This window comes from Methyloglobulus morosus KoM1, from assembly GCF_000496735.2.
GTDB lineage: Bacteria > Pseudomonadota > Gammaproteobacteria > Methylococcales > Methylomonadaceae > Methyloglobulus > Methyloglobulus morosus.
In genome coordinates this window covers 20,220-39,797 of the sequence record NZ_AYLO01000015.1, presented here as the reverse complement: position 1 = coordinate 39,797, position 19,578 = coordinate 20,220, and the positions used below count along the sequence as shown (strand labels likewise).

Below are 19,578 nucleotides of genomic sequence, written 5' to 3'. Positions count from 1 at the left end.
CAATTTTTCTTAAGACATTACCGCTATCGCATATACTATTGTCCAAGGTAGGCCGTTTAATTCAAGTCTACCCCTAATCCTATTTCTGAGACCGCACATGCAATTTACCCAAGAGAACCTGGACGAACTGAACATTCTTGTCCGCTATAAACTGACAACGACGCTGGAAGGCATAAAAGTCCACACGACCACAGCCGCACCTTCAACGATAGAAGCAACTCGGCGGCTTTTTGACAAAGGGTTGGTGACGCTGGAAGACGGCGGCTATTTGACGACGATTGGGCTGGAAGCGGCGGAACATGCCCATGCGCTTTTAGGATTGATGAACCCGGCTTGAAGCCGAATCCGTTATGTCGGCAGGGATTCCTCGCCCCCAAAACGCTGTTCCCGACAGCTTCCGCGTGAGCCGATATTCAGGGCACAAGTATGGACTCAAAAACAAGGAGGCAATAAAAAAGGCTTAGGTCTTGCGACCTAAGCCTTTGTAATGATTGATTTGAAATATTAAGCTGCAAAAACGACCGCTTCACGCAGTTTTTTCATGGCGTTCTGTTCCAACTGCCTAATTCTTTCAGCGGAAACCTGATGGCGTTCGGCAAGTTCGTGCAGTGTCGCCTTATCTTCCGCTAACCAGCGGCTGGAAACGATGTCCAGGCTGCGTTCGTCCAACGTGTCCAGGGCTTTTGACAGCAGTTTTTGTTCGCGGCCTCGCCACTCGGCATTTTCGAGCATTACCGCTGGGTCGTCGTTTTGCTCATATAAATAGCTCGCAGGTTCCAAGGTTGCATCGTCAGTTTCTGCATCCGTCGGCAAATCGTAGGACATATCCCTGCTACCCAAACGCTTTTCCATTTCAAACACCGCGCTGACTTCTACATTCAGGTCATTGGCGATATTTGTGGCTTCATCATTGGACAGCCAGCCTAAACCCTGTTTAGATTTGCGTAGGTTAAAGAACAATTTGCGTTGCGCTTTAGTGGTCGCTATCTTGACGATGCCCCAGTTCTTGATAACGAACTCGTGGATTTCGGCCTTGATCCAATGGACGGCAAACGACACCAATCGCACACCCATCTCGGGGTCGAAGCGTTTGACGGCCTTCATCAAGCCGACGTTGCCTTCCTGGATAATATCCGGCATGGACAAGCCATAACCGCTATAGCCACGGGCGACATGGACGACAAAACGAAGGTTTGCCATGACCAATTCACGCGCCGCCGCCAAATCGCCAGTGTCCCGAAACCTAATCGCAAGTTCGTGCTCTTGCTCGGGAGTCAATTTAGGCATTTGCCTAACGACATTCAAATACGCATCAAACGTACCAACCGACAAATTCACGGGCAAAGTAATCACATCACTCATTCGCAACTCCTAAAAGTTAAGATATGCCATAATTTTAGCACTCGATTGCTAAGAGTGCTAATAATTGTGGGAAGTTCAACTTGATTTCTACAGCCTAAGAGTCGATAGGTTGCTGCTCACCGTCAATCTGCGTTATGAAAAAATAGCCCGGAGCTAGATCGTCGGGTTCAGCTCATTGAAAGGTTTATTGTTTTTATGCCAGAAGACGGAATCGACCAAGATGATTGCGATGTAACCAAATATTTCGGTAAATAACCCTTCGCGCCTTTTTGGGGGTACTTGTTTCACGATATTCAGTTAATGAAGTGTTGGATCGAGACCAAGAAATCGTTTACGTAAGGGAATGCTAAAATTTATGTTTCTTTATAGTTTTGATTCGATATAATAAAGCTGGCGAGAACAATCTTTGAGGGGGGAGCTATGAAAACCATGTTGCTTTGTTTGTTGGCGACATTAATGATCTGCTTAAATTGGCAAACAGCCTGGGCAGAAAAACCTGATTTCGAACAGGTCAAAAAAAACTATTACGACACCCACCCCGGTAAAGGCAGCCACGGTGAATATTGGCAACCCATACCGATCCAAAAATATTGGAACCCAAAAGATTTTTATACGCCCCCTAAAAACATACAGGGTGAATTCACCCAGGAAAATTGTGTGGGTTGTCACGAAGCCACCACACCGGGCGCTTATCATGCCTGGAAAAAAAGTGTGCACAGCAATCTGGCGGCAATCCGCAATATCCCCGACACCGACGTGCGCGCTTATAAAAAGGCAAAATTGACAGAGGTCGAAAACAACCTGCACGAGCTCGGCTTGTTGGAACAAGGCCAACAACTTGGGCAAGTCGGTTGTATCGACTGCCACGGCGGCGTTGGCAAAAAGACTATCGACCATGCCAAAGACCTAATCATGCCGGACCGCGCTGCTTGCGGTACCTGCCACCAAAACGAATTTGCCGAAGCGGAATCCGAAAAAAACCAGGAATGGCCGCAAAAGCAATGGGATAAAGGCCATCCTTCCCATGCCGTTGATTGGGAAGCCAACGTTGAGAATGCCGTTTGGGCGGCAATGCCGGAAAGGGAAGTCGCCCAAGGCTGCGACTCTTGCCATTACCAGCAGAACAAATGCGACGGTTGCCATACCCGGCACACCTTTTCGGTGGCGGAAGCGCGTCAACCGGAAGCTTGCTCTACCTGCCACAACGGCGCCGACCATAATGAGTTTGAAAACTTCATGCTGTCCAAGCACGGCACACAGTTCCTGACCATGGGCAAAAGCCAATGGAATTTTGAAGCCCCTCTCAAAGACGCGCTGACCAAGGGCGGTTACACCGCACCGACCTGCCAGCTCTGCCATTTCGAATACCACGGCGAATATTCCCATAACTTAGTGCGGAAAGTGCGTTGGGCATTCAACCCGACACCTGAAATAGCGAATAACCTTAACCATCCGTGGTTTGAAGACCGTAAGCAAGCCTGGATCCAAACCTGTACATTGTGCCATTCGGAAAGCTTTGCCAAAGCCTATCTGGATACTGCCGACAAAGGCACCATCCAGGGGATAAAAGTGGAACAGGAAGCCAAAAGCGTCATCAATAACTTATTTAAGGACGGGTTGCTGACCGGGCAAAGCACTAACCGCCCAATACCGCCTAAGCCTGAAAAAGATGCGGCGGGCGGGTTTTTCCAACTGTTTTGGGCGAAAGGCAACAACCCCAGCCGCGTCGAACGGATTTATGCGGACATGTGGGAACATGACTTGATCAAGCATTACAAAGGGTTATTCCACGCCAATCCAGGCGGGTATACCTATACTGAAGGCTGGTCTTCACTGATGCGCGATTACGCCGAAATTATGGATGAAGATACGAAATTGCGGGAGGCAGCTAGAAATAATCCGGGTGCGAAAGCCTCCGCGTCTATTTCTAACACTAATGAGAAGACTGATTTCGGTACACTATTAGCCTCCTTCGTCTTGATAATACTTGGGCTTTACGTGGGCTATTTAGTCCTCAAGACTAAAAAAGAAGAGCAATAACCTTGTGGACTGGTCTATCAAAAAAAGTGTATTGTCATTGGGTTGCGGAGCGCTGCTGTTAACCGGCAGCGCAATGCTGTTCCAACAAGTGAGAGGCGCTTTTGTTGGTGAAAAGGAAGCTTCGCTAACAAATCCAGCGCCGCTAAAATTCACCCTTCTCCAAGGGCAAGTATCTGATCTACAGGGTGCGTTTTCAGTAGATTCCGTTGATAACTTTACTGTCCAACGGGATGGCAAGGATGCTTTCAGTCTTTTGCTGGCACATTATAAAGATAGCCAAGGCCGAGAAAACCGCGTCGTGCTTTTCCCCAAAAGCAAGCAGACGGAAAGCGTATTGCCAAGCGCGACAGGGCTTCGGCAATCAATTTGGCAGGAAGCGGCTAACGCCATCAGCCTAAACACGCCCAAAGATGCACTGATACTAAGCTGGTGGGACGATGGGCAAAGAATCCACTTTTTGAGTGGTCGGGACGCTTGGGCAAGCAAACCGGCGGCGCAAACTTTCGTCAGTCCGGTATGGCAACATTTGCAGGATAGCCTACTGATAGCTTCAGATTCCGAACGTGAACACTTGTCCACCATGGCGCGTTGGTTGACGATGGATAGCGGCAAGGCTTTAGCGGAAATGCGCCAGATGCTTGGGAAGTCGCGGCCAATCTATTTGCTGGTCACCAATGACTTGCTCATGCGCCTGGGTGAAATGGTCGATTACGGCGGTGCACCTTTAGGATTCGCCTCAAAAACTTTCCAAGCCCATGATAACCTTCACGGCGACATAGCCCAGATTAAGCAGTGGGCTGTTGAGGAAGGCGACAGTAATTACCTAGTCCAAAAAGAAGGCCTTAACTACCATGTTTGGGCTACTGCTAAAGCATCTGAAGCGGAAAAGAATTCCCTTCTCGTACGCCTCCTACCGTTTGTTGATTCCCTCAAAAAACTTCCAGAACACGTCAATCTTGTTTACCAAAGCCACTGGGGCGGCTATTTGTCGATATACAAGATTGATTGGTGACCATAGACAATTCACTTGATCGCTATTGGAATGGCTTTGTAAGGAACGGTATTTTAATATCGAATAAAAACTATATTGACAAACCCTGGGAATAGGATTAAAAATGTAGCTATAGTTTCGTATCGAAACTATAAATCCTCATTTCTTGACTACCGGAGGTAATTTTATGAAAACAAGACCATCGATCATCTTGGCTGGGTTGTTGTGTGCTATTACAACATTAAGTTTCGCACAGAAAGATGGCGTACCTTTTCCTGAAGGTTACAGGAATTGGTTACACGCCAAATCCATGCTCATACAACCTGGACATGCCTTAGAAAATCCCTTCCAGGGCATCCATCACGTCTACGCCAATGGCAAAGCGGCAAAAGGCCTGAAAAGCGGAAAATATGACGACGGCTCTGTATTGGTTTTTGACCTTTTGAAGTACGAGGAAAAGGATAAAACCATACAAGAAGGGGAACGCAAACTGGTCGGCGTGATGCGCAAGGATTCAACCAAATACGCATCGACAGGCGGTTGGGGATTTGAAGGCTTTACCGGTAATAGCAAAACCGAACGCCTGGTCAACGACGGCGGCAAATCCTGCTTTGGCTGTCATGAACCACAAAAAGGCAAAAATTATGTTTTTTCCGGACTCCGTGACTAACCAGACGGCGGATCAATAAAGAACAATTAGCTTACCACCGTGACGTTTGTGCCCACCTTTTGCGTCAAAATTTACATGTGCGGCATTTTCAAATTTAATATTAATAGAGGGCAGTAATGAGTTTTATCAAAATAAGTACGGTATTTTTTCTAGCCTTTTTTCTGCTGGGTCATGCCCATGCAGCGGGTTCTCCGGTAAATGAAGATTTTACATTAGTACGAAGCCTTTGCGATGATATGGCAGAAATGGCTAAGAAGAGGGACAAGGATGCATTCCTGGAATTGGCTGATACAGCCTTAAAGCTGTCGGAAGCGATACGAAGAGACAACTCAATGGCAATCGATCGCTTTAGGCCCAAACTAAGGGCTGCCAAAAAAGCGGGCAAGACCGGAGATTTTAATGCCGCAACCACGCTTGTTGAAGAAGCCAAGACGCTAATGAAACCAGCAACAGCCTCTTGGGATGGCGGTTCTTGACGCTAGGGAAAAGGTAATGGGTAATTAAATAGTTGAGTGCCACTAAATTGTGTCAGTCCGTTTTGGGGCAAATCGACCTATTGGGGTTTTGTGTGAAACACCTCCAAAAGTACCAGTAGGAGTTTTTGTTTTGCGCTTACACACAAAAACTATCATAAAGAATAATGCCTTGACTTCTCTTACGTGCAAATCAATTTCCTTGTATAGTAACAAACAATTTATTTGCTGTTTCAATCCCGGAGGCTGATTATGAGACTTTCAACTCTTTCCTTCTCCCTTTTCCTTATATTGAGCCATTTCTCGATAAATAGCTGGGCGCTCGATCAAGGATTAGACACGTGCATCAATTCGGCTAAAAAATCGAAACCTGGCTATATTATAAAACTTGAAAAGCTGAATATGGCCGGTAAAGCGGTTTACGAAATTGAGGTCGCGGATGTCAATCGTGGTGAATGGGAGTTTTTGTGCGAGTCGGATACCGGCAAAATTATTGAGAAGGAATCCGAAGTCACGGACGCTAAGAGTCAGGCATTCAAGAAAAATGTAAAGGTGACTGAAGAGGATGCAGCGGCCACTGCCCTCAAAGCGTATCCGGGAAAAATCGAAGAAGTGGAATACGAAATTGAAGAAAATGGCGGCTCAAGCTATGAATTCGACATCATGAGCGATAAAGGCATCGAAACGAAAGTCGAAGTTGATGCGGCAACAGGCAAGATCATAGAAACTGCCGTTGAAGACTGGGAAGCCGGTGACGAAACCGAAGAGAGACGTTAATTTTTGTAAAGATTAGTTAACGACAATAGGGATAACGGCATTTACCTGAACCCCATTATTGAGGGTGCTTTGTATTGAGAGATTTCCGCCCAGGCTGTGAACTCTCTCTTTCATGCCAAGAATACCAAAGCCTTTGGTCAGTTTGTTGATATCGCAGCCTTTGCCGTTATCCGTCACGGTTAACCGGACTTGATGTTCAGGGGTCTCAACCATTGCCAGGGTGACCGAACATTCTTGTGCCTCAGCGTGGCGGAAAATATTGGTCAGGCATTCTTGGACGACCCTGAAAATCTGGATGCTTAGTTTTTGGCCTAGCGTATCAACCTCATCGTCGCAACGAAAACGAAATTTGATTTCCGGGTTTTTGCTTGCCCAATGATTCAATAAGTCTTCGATGGCCGCCTTAAGCCCTAATTCAGTCAGCACTAAGGGATGCAACCGATGCATGATGGAACGGACAATGTTGATTAGGCCATCACAGCTATTGGCAATTGAAGCCGAAATTTCTGCAATCTGATCCTTTTTTTGGTTCGCTATGACGGCCATCATTTTGATAGCCGTCAGTGATTGGCCTAACTCATCATGGAGTTCTTGCGCGAGTTGTTTGCGCTCGGTTTCTAATATTTCCATAGAATGCTTTACCAATGCGCGGTTTTCCAATTGTGTTTGATGTAGTTTGCCTGTCATGTGATTAACGGCCTTGGCAATGCTGTTATATTCGGTGGTGTTGAATTCGGGCAATTGTTGCTGGTAGTTGCCTGTCTCGATTTGTTGTAAGGTATCAACAATGATCCTTATTGAAGCCAGCGTTTTATGGATGGCAAAATAAACGGACGAAAAAGTCAGCAAGGTAAGTAAAAGGATAGTGCAGAAGAAAGCGAGGCTTTCTTCCCAAACTTCCTGTATTTCATCAATCGGATTCGCCCGGATTCGCAAAGAGAACTGATCACCCGATGCGGTCGCAATCAGTTTTTCTATGGTCGCCTGTTTATTACCAATGAGGTTTATAAACCAAAAGGGCGGTGATTCAACAAGGTCATTTACCTTATGTTTGTTGCCGATACCAAAAGCTTGACCTGAAGGTGTCATAAGTTCGATAGTCAAGTGACGGGTTTCCTTGAGCGAACTGAAACAATTCAGCCAAGTGGTACGATCCGCTATCGTCTGGGACAAACCGCAGGTTATCAAGTGTTCGGTAAGGCTGGCTGAGGCGTTGAGTTCTTTATCAACCGAATTCCTGGCCTGCCAAATGGCAATTGCCCCGCCTAAAAACAGGATTAACAGCGAGGACAGCAAAATTTTAAGGTTAATCTGATAACTTAAACTCATGGGTTACTCTTCAAATTGGAAACAATTGTCTACGGCTAACTATTTATCTCGATAGCGGCATTATTGATTAAAGCCTTAGCCGCAACGAAATAGTTGACGGGCAAGTTCGAGGAAATGAAATTATCCTAACCATAATCGGGAAAGTTCCATGATAAGGATTGCCATTGTTTGTCGATAATAGCCGTTTACTCTAACTGACTTATCGCACTGCTATGACAAAATCATCGTTTATCGGCGTTCTCTTACTGACTTTTCCGGCATTAATGCTGGCACATGGGCCGACTCCACAGAAAGCCAAAGAAAGCGTTTCTATCAATGCACCCGTGGATAAGGTCTGGGATGTTGTCAAAGATTTTGGCGGACTCTCAAAATGGCATGGCGATGTTAAAGGCAGCAAGGGTGACGGCAAGCATGAGTCTGGTGGTACGCGCACCCTAACTTTCCAAAACGGTGAGGAAATCGTCGATGAACTGGATTTTTACAGCGACAAAGACCATGAATATAGCTATCGTTTAAAAAAGGAGAATGTAAAAGCCCTGCCAACCAGTTCTTACTCTGTTACCGTGAGCGTGACAAAAGGTGCAAGTCCAGGAGCCAGCGAGGTCACGATTAAAAGTCGTTTTTACCGGGGCGACACCGGCAATACCCCGTCAGAAAACTTAAACGATGAAGCCGCCGTCAAAGCTATGAACGCGTATTTTAAAAACGGCCTGGATGGCTTGAAAAAGACGTTTGAAAAATAAGGTATTCGAAAAGCACGTGGATAATAGGTCAAAACTCCTATCATTTTTCGAGCATAGCCATTGAGCTTCGATCGAAGGTTTCTAAAATCCCTTGGCGGGTGGCGACCAAGGCCAACTCAGCCAAGGTTTTTATCCCCAGCTTTTCTTTGATGGCTGTCGTATGGTTGCAGACGGTTTTGTAACTCAGGCAGAGTTTTTCCGCTGCATCCCGCGTCGTCAACCCATTAGCCAACAAACAGAATACATCGAATTCCCTAGGTGAAAGTTCTTCAATTTGATTGGAAACGCCCCGTTCCGAAGCCACGTTGATAGCGAGTTGCTGCGCCAAAGCGGGTTCAATAAAGGTGTTGCCGGACGCAACTTGATAGACGGCTGCCATCAAAGTTTCAGGTGAATTATTTTTAGTGATGTAGCCTTTAGCGCCGGCTTTGATGACGCGGGTGACATAAACCAGTTCGTTATGAATGCTTGAAACCAGGATTTTGCAATGCGCATCCCGGCTCACTAGACGGCGTATGCTTTCAAAGCCGCCCATTCCAGGCATGGAGAGATCCATAATCACGATATCCGGCTGGTATTGGTTGTAGAGTTGACAAGCACTTTCGCCTCGTTCCGCCTCATAGATCATCCCTACTTTATCGGATAACGACAAAAATGTCTTGTAACCCGCCCTGACGACAGCATGGTCGTCCACTAATAGCACAACGATTTTTGCCGTCATTTGAAGAACCCTAAAATTTCAAGACAAACATAATGCCTTTATATAGGGGCTTTAGTCATGGGAATTTTTCCTGAAATCAAAGTTATTTTTGGCAAGGAATTATTCTTGCCCTAATTTTCCTAATATTCCCGATAACTTAAGGGATTTTTCCGTAACACTCGGTCAATAGACCTCAGTAACATATATCCAGTGCGTAGTCCTGATTGTCGTTAATAACTCGTTATGCGTTTTGCAAGTAAGCCGCCTATCAATTTAACTAGGCGTTGCTGGCATTTTGGGACTACGCCTACATTATAAAATGGGCGAATAACAAAAACACTGGAGGAGATATATGCAAATTAAAAAATTTGCGCGGAATATGGGGGGTACGGCGACGCTGGCGGTCTTGCTGCTAACCGCAACACAATCTGCGTATGCCAACAAAGAATTGGATCAGCTGTCCAAACAGAATACCAATTGGGTCATGCAAACCAAGGATTACAGTGCGACCCATTTCAGTGACATGTACGACATCAATGTCACCAATGTCAAAAACCTGAAAGTGGCGTGGTCCTTTTCTACTGGCGTGCTGAATGGCCACGAAGGCGGGCCTTTGGTTGTTGATGGCATCATGTATGTACATACGCCCTATCCAAACAATATTTTCGCACTCGACCTTAAAGAGCCTGACAAAATCCTCTGGCAATACAAGCCCAAACAAAATCCTGCCGCCCGCGCTGTGGCGTGTTGCGATGTCGTTAACCGTGGTTTGGCTTATGCGCCGCAAGGCGATGGCTATCCCGCAACCATTTTCCTCAATCAGCTAGACGGCCATATTGTGGCCCTAAATGCCAAGACCGGGGATTTGCTCTGGAAAATGGAGAACTCCGATATCGCAATGGGTTCGACCTTGACCATTGCGCCTTTTGTCGCCAAAGATAAAGTGATTGTGGGCAGTTCCGGCGCTGAATTAGGCGTACGCGGTTACGCCACCGCTTATAACATCAAAGACGGCAAGCAAGCATGGCGGGTTTATGCCACAGGCCCTGACGAAGACATTAAGCTGGCGAAAGACTTCAACAGCGCCAATCCGCATTATGGCCAATTCGGCTTAGGGCTAAAAACCTGGGAAGGCGATGCCTGGAAAATCGGCGGCGGCACCAACTGGGGCTGGTATGCGTTCGACTCTGAACTTAACATGATTTATTACGGCTCAGGCAACCCTGCGCCGTGGAACGAAACCATGCGTCCAGGCGACAACAAATGGACAATGACCATCTGGGGTCGTGATGTCGATACCGGTGAAGCGAAATTCGGTTACCAAAAAACACCACACGACGAGTGGGATTATGCAGGTGTTAACTACATGGGCTTATCAGAGCAAATGGTGGACGGCAAAAAAACTAAATTGTTGACCCATCCAGACCGTAACGGCTTGGTGTACACCCTAAACCGGGAAAACGGTACTTTGGTTAATGCATTCAAGATAGACAACACCGTAAACTGGGTGAAACACGTTGACCTAAAAACCGGTTTGCCGGTACGCGATCCTGAATATTCAACCCACATGGACCATGAAGCCAAAGGCATTTGCCCGTCGGCTATGGGTTATCACAACCAAGGTATAGAGTCTTATGATCCTGCCAGAAAGCTATTCTTCATGGGCATCAACCACATTTGTATGGATTGGGAACCGTTCATGTTGCCTTATCGCGCCGGACAGTTCTTCGTAGGCGCAACCTTGAATATGTACCCAGGGCCTAAAGGCACATTAGGGCAAGTCAAAGCCATGAACTCCGTAACTGGGGAATTCAAATGGGAAGTCCAGGAAAAATTCGCGGTTTGGGGCGGCACGATGGCGACTGCGGGCGACTTGGTGTTCTACGGTACATTGGACGGCTGGATTAAAGCGCGTCATTCCGAGACCGGTGAAGAACTGTGGAAATTCAAATTGCCTTCCGGTGTAATTGGCCACCCCATTACTTACAAACATGATGGTAAGCAATATGTCGCCATCTACTACGGTGTCGGCGGCTGGCCTGGTGTTGGCTTGGTGTTCGACCTGAAAGACCCGACAGCCGGTTTAGGTGCGGTAGGCGCTTTCAAAGAGCTGGCGCACCACACCCAAATGGGCGGCGGCGTGATGGTGTTTTCTTTGTAAGACCTAATTTAGGAATACCCCAAATGTAGGATGTGCCGAGGTACGAGGCGCATCGGTCGAGGATCAAAACTCACGCGAACGATGCGCTTCACTTCGTTCAGCACATCCTACGGCATTATTGGATTTAAGAGAAAAATCATGCCATCAAAAATAACATTAGTTCTACTGAGTTCGCTGGGCTTAAGTGCCTGTGCGCAACTGCCAGAGGTTGAAGCCAAGCAGCAGGGCATCCCATTAAAAGTCTGCGCGGCGGAAAATGAAATGCCGTACTCCAACAGTAAAGGCGAAGGCTTTGAGAACAAACTGGCCGAATTCGTTGGCAGGGGATTGGGACGGAAGATTGAGTATGTCAGTTGGAAAGACCCACGTTATTTCATCCGGGACTTGCTGGACAAGAAACAATGCGAACTGGTGATGGGCTTGGATACCGGCGATCCTCGCGTTGCCACCACCGAGCCGTATTACCGTTCGGGTTATGTCTTCATTACCAAAGAGCAAGATGCTGATTCAGCGCAAAACTGGGACGGCGAGTTAATCAAGAAAGCCAAAAATATTGCTTTCATGCCAGGTACACCGGCAGAAACCATGTTACGGGCGATTGGACGCTATAACGATATGTTCAATTACCAGCATGAGTTGGTCGGTTTTAAATCCCCGCGCAACCAGTATGTGAAATATGAAAATTCCAAGTTAGTTTCGGAAGTCGCTTCAGGTAAAGCCGAAGTTGCTGTGCTTTGGGGGCCGGCGGCGGCGCGCTATGTTAAGGAATCTTCAGTGCCTTTGGCGATGACGGTGATTCCAGACAACAACGTCCGTGCCGATGGTCAGAAAGTGCCACACCATTTCAGTACCTCAATGGGTGTTCGTAAAGATGACCGCGAATTATTGAACGCATTGAATGCGCTTATTAAAGATAAGCAAGGTGATATTGAAGAAATTCTGGAAGCGGAAAATATCCCGCTAGTGACGGAAGACCAGTCCGCGATGGCAAAAAATAATTAAGGAAATAAGATGATAAAACTTTCAAAAATAATGGTGGGTATCGGCGTAACCATGATATTGGTAAGTCCTTTTGCTTCTGCGGAGATAACCCTCCGTAATACCATTACCGGGGAAACCTTGGACATGAGTTTTGCTAAAAAAGGTGGCGATACCGACGCTTTTAAGCAATTCATGAAAGACGGAAAAAACCCCTACAACGGTAAGAAGGACATCGAAGAAAAAGGCAAAAGTCTTTATATGACAGGATGTTCCGGTTGTCACGGTCATGAGGCTGAAGGCAAATTAGGCCCAGGCTTGGCTGACGATTACTGGACTTATCCGCGTAACGGCACTGACATAGGCTTGTTTGAAACTTTGTTTGGTGGTGCGAACGGCATGATGGGGCCGCAGTACGTCAACTTTAATACCGATGAAATGTTGCAAATCATGGCATTTCTCCGCTCGATTTATACCGGCGATAAAAGTAAGGCCGAATGGTTAAAACAATAATGAGGAAAAATAGATGAAAACTTTATTGACTAGTACATTAACTGCAATCGCATTAAGCCTGAGTTTTCAAGTGATGGCTTATGACGGAACCAATTGTAAAGAACCCGGGGTTTGCTGGGAAGCCAAGCCAGGTTATCCAGAACAGGTCGCGGGCAGCAAGTACGACCCCAAGCACGACCCTAACGAACTGAATAAACAAGCCCAGTCGATCAAAGAGATGGAAGCGCGTAACGAAAAGCGCTGGAAACAACTCTCCCAGACCGGCAAGTTTGTTTATGAAGTAGAGGGAAATTAGTTATTTCCCTTTTGATATGGGCACGGGTACTGCCCATGTTTCTCCTTGGAATTTGCGGCGAGGTATCTCCCAACAAATTCCTATCTTGTAGTGTTTTTTAAGACTAAACCCTTAACTCCGGCAATCCGCCATGCGCCGGAGTTTTTTTACAAAAACTATGACCGTAGAACATCAGCTCGCCGATTGGCGCAACCAGGCACTTACACTTGAAAACCAGGTTAACCAGACGGTTATCGGATTAAATCCCTTAGTCAGGCATCTTATTACGGCGGTTTTTACCCGTGGCCATATCTTGCTGGAAGGTAATGTCGGCGTGGGCAAGACCACGCTGCTGCGAGCATTGGCAAGGGGTTTGGGCGGCCAGTATCAGCGCATTGAAGGCACCATCGACCTGATGCCCTCCGACCTCATTTATTACACCTATTTGGACAGGAATGCCAAGCCTTGTGTCGATCCAGGGCCTTTATTGACGCACGGCGACCAGCTTTCGACGTTTTTTTTCAACGAAATCAACCGCGCCCGTCCGCAAGTGCATTCGTTATTATTACGGGTCATGGCAGAGCGTAGCGTATCGGCCTTCAATACAGAATTCCAATTACCTTATGTCCAGGTTTTTGCCGACCGCAACCGGGTCGAACGCGAAGAAACCTTTGAGCTCCCCGCCGCCGCCCGTGACCGGTTTTTGATGGAAATCAAGATTGATCCACCCAATGATGACGTATTGCTGGACCAACTGATGTTCGACCCACGTTACCATGATGTCGATAAGCTGATTGAAAACGTCGAACCAGGGCTGATCGCTCATTATCAACTGAACGACATCGCTCAACTCATTCAACAGGCAGTCATTGCAAGCCCTGCTTTGCGAAAATATGCATTGGCGTTGTGGAAAGCCACGTCAAACCCACAACAATTTGGCATTAATCTGGCTGATGTCGATATGCCACAGTTGCTCCATGCTGGCGTAAGTCCCAGAGGGATGAGTTACCTGATCCGTGCCGCCAAAGTTCGCGCTTGGCTGCAAAATCGGACTGCGTTATTCCCGGAAGATTTGCAAGCCGTATTCCCCGTCATCATGATGCACCGGCTGTTTTTAAATCCCAGTTATGCTTATCGTAAAGATGAAATATTACCGCAATTGGTCAGCGGTATCCTTAACCAGATTGCCGCGCCTTGAACATGAAAGACAACCCTGGGGCATCCGCACCTCACGCTGCAAACGTATTGCCAATGAAATCTATCCGAGATTACCTAGTCTTGATTATCCCAAAAGCGGGGATCGGCCATTTCACCGAAACCTATCTGACGTGGTTTAGCGTCGGCTTCGTCAGTTCGTTTGTGGCGGGGACATTGGACAAATATGCGGGGGTCGCTTATGCCGCTTATTACACGGGAGCGGTCAACGAAGCGGTCGGTTTCAATTTCTGGGTGCTGCTCACGGTAATCGGCTTGTTAATGTTTGCGCTGTGCCTGCCTATCCAATACCTTGCCCTTAAGTTGGATAGTGTCCATGGATTTGTCGTTACACTCAGACGGTTTACCTATACCTTTTTTCTGGTGGCTTTCGATGAGGGCGGGCTGATGGTCGGTATTTTGGCAGCAAACTATTTCCATGCCAGCGACCGCACCGCCATGCTGGCTTCAAAATCATTCTTGTTCAGCGGTGTCGGGCTGTGTTCGATCATCGTGCTTGCCTTATTCAACTCCTTGCTTTGGCTTTTAGGTGAAGCGATTTATAATCGCGAAGACAAATCATTTTCCGGTGTAGTCGGCTTGATGATGGGCATCCCTGTCCGAATTGCAGCGCCAGTTTATGCCGCAGCGACTGGGTTGTTGGTTTATTTGGTTGTTGTCCAATAACCACGATGACGGCACGCGTTGAACCTTTTATCTATAAAATACCGCCATTAGGCCATCGTCCGTCACTGGGCGCACATCGTGGGCAGATGGCAGGGAGTGGCCAGTTATTTACTCGCCATGATTCGTTATTGGCAAGACCCGACCCACGCCGCCTTGACCTGCGTGCCAGCGCATTGGATCCCTTCGGCAACTATCGCGTCAAAGTATTCCAGCAACACACCCAGCTTCCGGTGGTGTTGATTGCCGACCTGTCGGCTTCCATGAGGTATCAAGGGAAACATTCCAGGCAACAAGCACTGGCCGATTTTGTCTTGTCGGCGGCGTTATCCGCAACACAAACTGGAGACAGTTTTACTTTTATCGGTTGCGGCAAAAAACTGGAACGGCAATGGTTGTTGGCGGCGAATCGAAGTGTTGGCAGTGCAACGGAACTTGCCCAACGGCTGGCTAAGGCCACCTTTACCAGCCAAGCCGAAAGCCTATGGCAGTTATCGCCCGTCTTACCCAGCAAGCGGTCATTGCTATTCCTGGCTTCGGATTTTTATATGCCGCTAGGGAAAATTAGTGCGCTCATGGCACAGTTAACACAGCATATCGTCGTGCCGGTCGTATTCTGGGATGAATCCGAATATCAGGCATTACCGGACTGGGGCATCGTCAAGCTGAAAGACCTGGAATCCGGCAAAACCAAAACCTTGTTACTACGTCCTAATTATAAGTGTCGTATTATCGAAGCATACACCCAACGTAAACTCGAATTACAGAAAGCATTTCGGTCTTTCGGTGTAGAACCGCTGTTCATAATCGACAACTTTCAGGCACAACGCCTGACCGCTTATTTTCATAAGTTGGCGGGTTGATGATGGACTTAAGTTTCCGCTTAATTCGCTTTTGGTTGATATTATTAGCCATGACGGGCTGTTCCCCAAACCTGCAAGAACCGATCACACGTTTTGAGCTTCAAGCGCCCAAGCCTTATGGCTATGTCATCGGTGATGAAATCCGTCATCGCATTGTCGTTGAAACCCGGCATCAATTGGACATTATTCAAGACAGCATTCCGGCTACCGGAGATCAGAATCGCTGGCTTAACCTGAAAACCGCAAAGTTGACGACACAAGCAACCGATGACGGTAAGCGTTATTTGCTCGAATTGACCTATCAGATTTTTTACTCGCCGCTGGAAGTCAAGATGTTGAAGACTCCGGCATTTACCTTGTATTTTCAGCAAAACGGCAACAAAATCGAGCAAGCCGTACCCGAATGGTATTTTACCTTATCGCCCTTGCATGAACTGGCAATCCGAAAAGAAGAAGGCAAGATTTATCTTAGGCCCGATGCCCAGCCTGACTTAATTGACACGAGCAGCTATAAAAATGGCGTAGCTATCACTCTGGTAACTTTCGCAGCAAGCGGTTTCTATCTGGCTTATTGCTTTGGGTTATTTCCCTGGGCAAAACAGCGGAAGCATTTTAAAACTGCTTGTAAAAACATGTCTGGACTCACTCGGCAACAACTCGATCAAGCCTTAACAGCAATACACCAAGCCATTAATGACACCTACAGCAAACCCTTATTTAAGCATGGCTTGGCTGATTTTTATGCCAAACAACCGGAATTCAAACAGCTAGCCGGCCAGATAGATTGGTTTTTTGCTTTTTCTGACCGCTATTTTTTTTCTGACAGGAAATATTGCACTGAAGAGGAGTTTTTCCAATTAAAAGCACTCTGCATTGACTGTCGTAAAATTGAGCGGGGTGGCGTTTGACCGCCATTGCCTTTGAAACGCCTTGGGTATTAACTGGGTTGTTGCTGACGCTGTTGCCGTTAATCAAAACCGGAATCAAACCCACAGCTTATTCCTGGCCTGTTATGCTGCCGCCAGATCCGCTGTCGATGTTCTTCTCGGGACTGTTAAGGTTAATCGGCATGGCTACCGTTACGGCACTGATATTAGGTTTATCCGGCATCTACCTGAAAGAACAGAAAATGGAGCGGGTCGGTCACGGTGCCCATATCGTCCTGCTTTTGGACAGGAGCAACAGCATGGATAATACCTTTGCGGGCAAAGCGCCGAACGGTGTGGAAGAATCCAAATCGCTTGCGGCAAAACGCTTATTATCGGAATTCGTGGACAAACGGCAGCAAGACCGCATAGGCATTGCCGCCTACAGTACGTCGCCCTTGTTTGTAATGCCATTGACCGAAAACAAGCAAGCCATCCAGTCGGCTATCTCGGCGATGTCAACGCCTGCATTGGCTTATACCAATATCAGCAAAGGTTTGGCGATGGCCTTGTCATTCTTCGGCCAGCAACCCGTGACCGGAGCGCGGGTGCTGCTATTGGTTTCCGACGGCGCGGCAGCTATCGATCCCGACAGCGAACTGGAATTGCGTAAGCTTTTTAAGGAAAGCCAAGTGCGTTTGTACTGGATTTTTCTGCGTAGCCAAAATAGCACAGGCTTAAATGCCGTCCCTGAAAACCCTAGGGACGATACCGCAGATGCCATGCCGGAACGCTATCTCAACCTGTTTTTTAGCAGCCTCAACATACCTTATCAAGCTTACGAAGCGGAAAGCCCTAAAGCCATGCAGCAAGCGATCCATGATATAGGCCAACTGGAAAATCGGCCTTTGCATTATTACGAACGTATTCCTAAGCGCGATTTGACTGAGGCTTGTTATCAATGGGCAACGGCAATGCTGGGCTTTCTGCTCATGCTGAAATTGTTTGAGGTGCGTATCGGATGAAACGTTTTGTCCACCAACTCATCTGGGTTGCATTTGCGTCGAGCGGATTGTTGGCCATGCTTATAAGCGGGTCATGGGTTGGCGTATCTCAGAAAAACGCGTTAATCAAAGAGTTGCTCGCAGGCCGCGATGCCTCCATAGCAAATCTCAGTTTAGCCCCGCCCGAAGTCCGGCTTGCTAGGGCGATTTATCTGGTCAAACAACATCGGCCAGAAGATGCCTTGGCAACGTTAAGTGCGATTCTCGATCAAGGCGATGAGCAGCTACAGGCGAAAATCCGTTATAACTTAGGCAATCTCTACTTGAACCAAGCCATTGGCCAAGTGGATGCCGCCCGGCTGGATGAAGCACGTACTTCTGTCACCTTGGCAAAACAGGCTTATAAACAGGCATTACAAAGGGATAGCCAATTTTGGGATGCCAAATACAACTTTGAAACCGCCATGCGCTTATTGCCGGATTGGGATCGGGTCAATATTGAAGATGAAAATGGCCAACAGCCTAAAAATCCGCTTTGGACGACTGTGCCGGGATTTCCCCGTGGTTTGCCTTAATCCTAGAAAAATCAGTTGAGTCTTTCCGAATACCACTCACTCTTTAGGTGAGTGTGTCGTAGTCCGCTCATGCCTCGACATACTCAGCATTTATGCCCTTTGGGTACGAACAGACTACGACACTTACATCTGAGTTTTATAAATTAATCATTTACAAAAGCAGGATCACGCATGTTGAATCGTCAAATCGCCAAAGATTACCGATTTTGGTTTTTGCTACTGGCTTTGGCTACGATGTTATCCAGTTTTGTTTATCCAACCAAAATCGAACCTCGGCCTACCTACCAAATAATCGCTATTGTCGATATTACCCGCAGCATGAATGCAGAGGATTATCATCTGGATGAAAAAACCGTCAGCAGGCTTGAATTCGTCAAGCACACGTTAAGCGAATTGCTGCTGCAATTGCCCTGCGAATCAAAGTTGGGCCTAGGTGTTTTTACCGACCGAAGATCGACCTTATTATTCGACCCGATTGATGTCTGTACGGGGCATAACGAACTTGATGCCGCCATTAAAGCATTGGATTGGCGCATGGCTTGGGCAGCCGACAGCCGTATTGCCAGCGGTTTATTTTCAACCCTGGAGATGTTAAAGGATAGAAAAGAAACACTTTTGTTCATGACCGATGGGCATGAAGCGCCGCCGATAAATCCGCGTTATCGAACCGACTTTTCTTCGGTCAAAAACAAGTTGAAAGGTTTGGTTGTCGGTATCGGCGGTACGCAACCCGTACCCATCCCGAAATATAACCAACGCGGCGAATGCGAAGGTTTCTACTCTGTGGAAGATGTCCCGCACCGTTCGGCTTTTGGGGAGTCCGACCTGAACCCTGAAAAGATAGAAGGCTACAACGCCCGCAATGCGCCATTTGGGAGTGCCGAAACCATAGGAACCGAACACCTAAGCGCATTGAACGAAAGCTATTTGTCGCAACTCTCGTTGGAGGCTGGATTTGAATACCTTCACCTCACAGAACCTCAAACAATGCTTGCAAAACTTGAGGCAAGCAACATTTATCCAGTGGTAAAAAATAGTGTGGCCGATATCCGCTGGCAGTGGGCAATATTGGCATTGTCCTTAACCATAGCATTATGGTTGTGAATAAATCCATTTATTCAACCTTCTTTTGCTGCTGTCGGAAGGCAGCGCAATTTTGGAACAAGCCAAGCTAGTGGAACTATTGGGTCAGGCTCCGCCCTGTTGAAGCAAAATGATCCTTTGGATTATGAAACGGCTTTTACTGATACTTTGGCGGCTTTACAAAAAGCCAATCGGTCGCATTCATTTGGCTTATGCAAAACCTGTGGCTATTTTGCAGCGACTGCCGATAACTTTGTCTAAGGCGATAGCGAAAAAATCTGTCATGAAAATACTCTGA

22 protein-coding genes are annotated in these 19,578 nt (G+C 47.2%); 19 read left to right on the top strand and 3 right to left on the bottom strand.

What is annotated here, in order from left to right; all coding sequences use genetic code 11:
• Positions 1 to 97: 97 nt before the first annotated feature.
• The gene (locus MGMO_RS02485; RefSeq protein WP_023493444.1) at positions 98 to 337 is read left to right on the top strand and encodes a TIGR02647 family protein; all 240 of its coding nucleotides are present in this window, start codon (positions 98 to 100) and stop codon (positions 335 to 337) included.
• Between the two features lie 167 nt (positions 338 to 504).
• On the opposite strand, the gene rpoH is transcribed toward MGMO_RS02485, so the two are convergent.
• Positions 505 to 1,362 carry an RNA polymerase sigma factor RpoH gene (gene rpoH / locus MGMO_RS02480; RefSeq protein ID WP_023493443.1) on the bottom strand — a complete coding sequence of 286 codons (858 nt, stop codon included), beginning with the start codon at positions 1,360 to 1,362 and terminating at the stop codon, positions 505 to 507.
• A gap of 420 nt (positions 1,363 to 1,782) precedes the next feature.
• Between rpoH and MGMO_RS02475 the strand changes: the two genes are divergently transcribed.
• The 5 genes from MGMO_RS02475 to MGMO_RS02455 all read left to right on the top strand — a co-directional run bounded on the left by MGMO_RS02475 (position 1,783) and on the right by MGMO_RS02455 (position 6,313).
• Entirely contained in the window at positions 1,783 to 3,402 is a 1,620-nt protein-coding gene (locus MGMO_RS02475) for a multiheme c-type cytochrome (protein WP_023493442.1), read from the top strand.
• A gap of 4 nt (positions 3,403 to 3,406) precedes the next feature.
• On the top strand, positions 3,407 to 4,414 hold the full coding sequence (gene haoB / locus MGMO_RS02470) for a hydroxylamine oxidation protein HaoB (RefSeq protein ID WP_023493441.1): 1,008 nt from the start codon (positions 3,407 to 3,409) through the stop codon (positions 4,412 to 4,414).
• Positions 4,415 to 4,580: 166 nt separating this feature from the next.
• Positions 4,581 to 5,063 carry a cytochrome P460 family protein gene (locus tag MGMO_RS02465; protein ID WP_023493440.1) on the top strand — a complete coding sequence of 161 codons (483 nt, stop codon included), beginning with the start codon at positions 4,581 to 4,583 and terminating at the stop codon, positions 5,061 to 5,063.
• Between the two features lie 116 nt (positions 5,064 to 5,179).
• Positions 5,180 to 5,539, top strand: a complete 360-nt coding sequence (locus tag MGMO_RS02460) for a hypothetical protein (protein WP_023493439.1) — start codon at positions 5,180 to 5,182, stop codon at positions 5,537 to 5,539.
• Between the two features lie 249 nt (positions 5,540 to 5,788).
• Positions 5,789 to 6,313 (top strand): PepSY domain-containing protein, encoded by a 525-nt coding sequence (locus MGMO_RS02455; RefSeq protein ID WP_023493438.1) that lies wholly within the window; start codon positions 5,789 to 5,791, stop codon positions 6,311 to 6,313.
• Positions 6,314 to 6,325: 12 nt separating this feature from the next.
• On the opposite strand, the gene MGMO_RS02450 is transcribed toward MGMO_RS02455, so the two are convergent.
• Positions 6,326 to 7,642 carry a histidine kinase gene (locus MGMO_RS02450; protein ID WP_023493437.1) on the bottom strand — a complete coding sequence of 439 codons (1,317 nt, stop codon included), beginning with the start codon at positions 7,640 to 7,642 and terminating at the stop codon, positions 6,326 to 6,328.
• A 212-nt stretch (positions 7,643 to 7,854) separates the two neighbouring features.
• Here MGMO_RS02450 and MGMO_RS02445 point away from each other — a divergent pair, with 212 nt between their 5' ends.
• Positions 7,855 to 8,385, top strand: a complete 531-nt coding sequence (locus MGMO_RS02445) for an SRPBCC family protein (RefSeq protein ID WP_023493436.1) — start codon at positions 7,855 to 7,857, stop codon at positions 8,383 to 8,385.
• Positions 8,386 to 8,425: 40 nt separating this feature from the next.
• Here MGMO_RS02445 and MGMO_RS02440 read toward each other — a convergent pair whose 3' ends face one another.
• Entirely contained in the window at positions 8,426 to 9,106 is a 681-nt protein-coding gene (locus tag MGMO_RS02440; RefSeq protein WP_023493435.1) for a response regulator, read from the bottom strand.
• A 331-nt stretch (positions 9,107 to 9,437) separates the two neighbouring features.
• Here MGMO_RS02440 and MGMO_RS02435 point away from each other — a divergent pair, with 331 nt between their 5' ends.
• The 12 genes from MGMO_RS02435 (at position 9,438) to MGMO_RS20465 (ending at position 19,541) form a co-directional block, all read left to right on the top strand.
• Positions 9,438 to 11,246, top strand: coding sequence for a methanol/ethanol family PQQ-dependent dehydrogenase (locus MGMO_RS02435; RefSeq protein WP_023493434.1), 1,809 nt, complete (start codon positions 9,438 to 9,440; stop codon positions 11,244 to 11,246).
• A 138-nt stretch (positions 11,247 to 11,384) separates the two neighbouring features.
• Positions 11,385 to 12,248, top strand: a complete 864-nt coding sequence (moxJ, locus tag MGMO_RS02430) for a methanol oxidation system protein MoxJ (RefSeq protein ID WP_023493433.1) — start codon at positions 11,385 to 11,387, stop codon at positions 12,246 to 12,248.
• 30 nt (positions 12,249 to 12,278) lie between these two features.
• The gene (gene moxG / locus MGMO_RS02425; RefSeq protein WP_200922693.1) at positions 12,279 to 12,737 is read left to right on the top strand and encodes a cytochrome c(L), periplasmic; all 459 of its coding nucleotides are present in this window, start codon (positions 12,279 to 12,281) and stop codon (positions 12,735 to 12,737) included.
• A 13-nt stretch (positions 12,738 to 12,750) separates the two neighbouring features.
• Positions 12,751 to 13,032 (top strand): methanol dehydrogenase [cytochrome c] subunit, encoded by a 282-nt coding sequence (locus tag MGMO_RS02420; protein ID WP_023493431.1) that lies wholly within the window; start codon positions 12,751 to 12,753, stop codon positions 13,030 to 13,032.
• 157 nt (positions 13,033 to 13,189) lie between these two features.
• Positions 13,190 to 14,209 (top strand): AAA family ATPase, encoded by a 1,020-nt coding sequence (locus MGMO_RS02415; RefSeq protein ID WP_036306581.1) that lies wholly within the window; start codon positions 13,190 to 13,192, stop codon positions 14,207 to 14,209.
• Between the two features lie 2 nt (positions 14,210 to 14,211).
• Positions 14,212 to 14,892 (top strand): hypothetical protein, encoded by a 681-nt coding sequence (locus tag MGMO_RS02410; RefSeq protein ID WP_023493429.1) that lies wholly within the window; start codon positions 14,212 to 14,214, stop codon positions 14,890 to 14,892.
• A 5-nt stretch (positions 14,893 to 14,897) separates the two neighbouring features.
• The gene (locus MGMO_RS02405) at positions 14,898 to 15,752 is read left to right on the top strand and encodes a DUF58 domain-containing protein (RefSeq protein ID WP_023493428.1); all 855 of its coding nucleotides are present in this window, start codon (positions 14,898 to 14,900) and stop codon (positions 15,750 to 15,752) included.
• Positions 15,752 to 16,660: a hypothetical protein gene (locus tag MGMO_RS02400; protein WP_023493427.1), complete on the top strand. Its 909-nt coding sequence runs from the start codon at positions 15,752 to 15,754 to the stop codon at positions 16,658 to 16,660. Before MGMO_RS02405 ends, MGMO_RS02400 begins: the two co-directional genes overlap by 1 nt.
• On the top strand, positions 16,657 to 17,643 hold the full coding sequence (locus tag MGMO_RS02395; protein ID WP_023493426.1) for a vWA domain-containing protein: 987 nt from the start codon (positions 16,657 to 16,659) through the stop codon (positions 17,641 to 17,643). Before MGMO_RS02400 ends, MGMO_RS02395 begins: the two co-directional genes overlap by 4 nt.
• A complete protein-coding gene (locus tag MGMO_RS02390) occupies positions 17,640 to 18,197 on the top strand; it encodes a hypothetical protein (RefSeq protein WP_023493425.1) in 558 nt (185 codons plus the stop codon). Before MGMO_RS02395 ends, MGMO_RS02390 begins: the two co-directional genes overlap by 4 nt.
• A 171-nt stretch (positions 18,198 to 18,368) precedes the next feature.
• Positions 18,369 to 19,301: a VWA domain-containing protein gene (locus MGMO_RS02385; RefSeq protein WP_023493424.1), complete on the top strand. Its 933-nt coding sequence runs from the start codon at positions 18,369 to 18,371 to the stop codon at positions 19,299 to 19,301.
• Positions 19,302 to 19,400: 99 nt separating this feature from the next.
• The gene (locus MGMO_RS20465; RefSeq protein WP_235557209.1) at positions 19,401 to 19,541 is read left to right on the top strand and encodes a hypothetical protein; all 141 of its coding nucleotides are present in this window, start codon (positions 19,401 to 19,403) and stop codon (positions 19,539 to 19,541) included.
• Positions 19,542 to 19,578 lie beyond the last annotated feature (37 nt).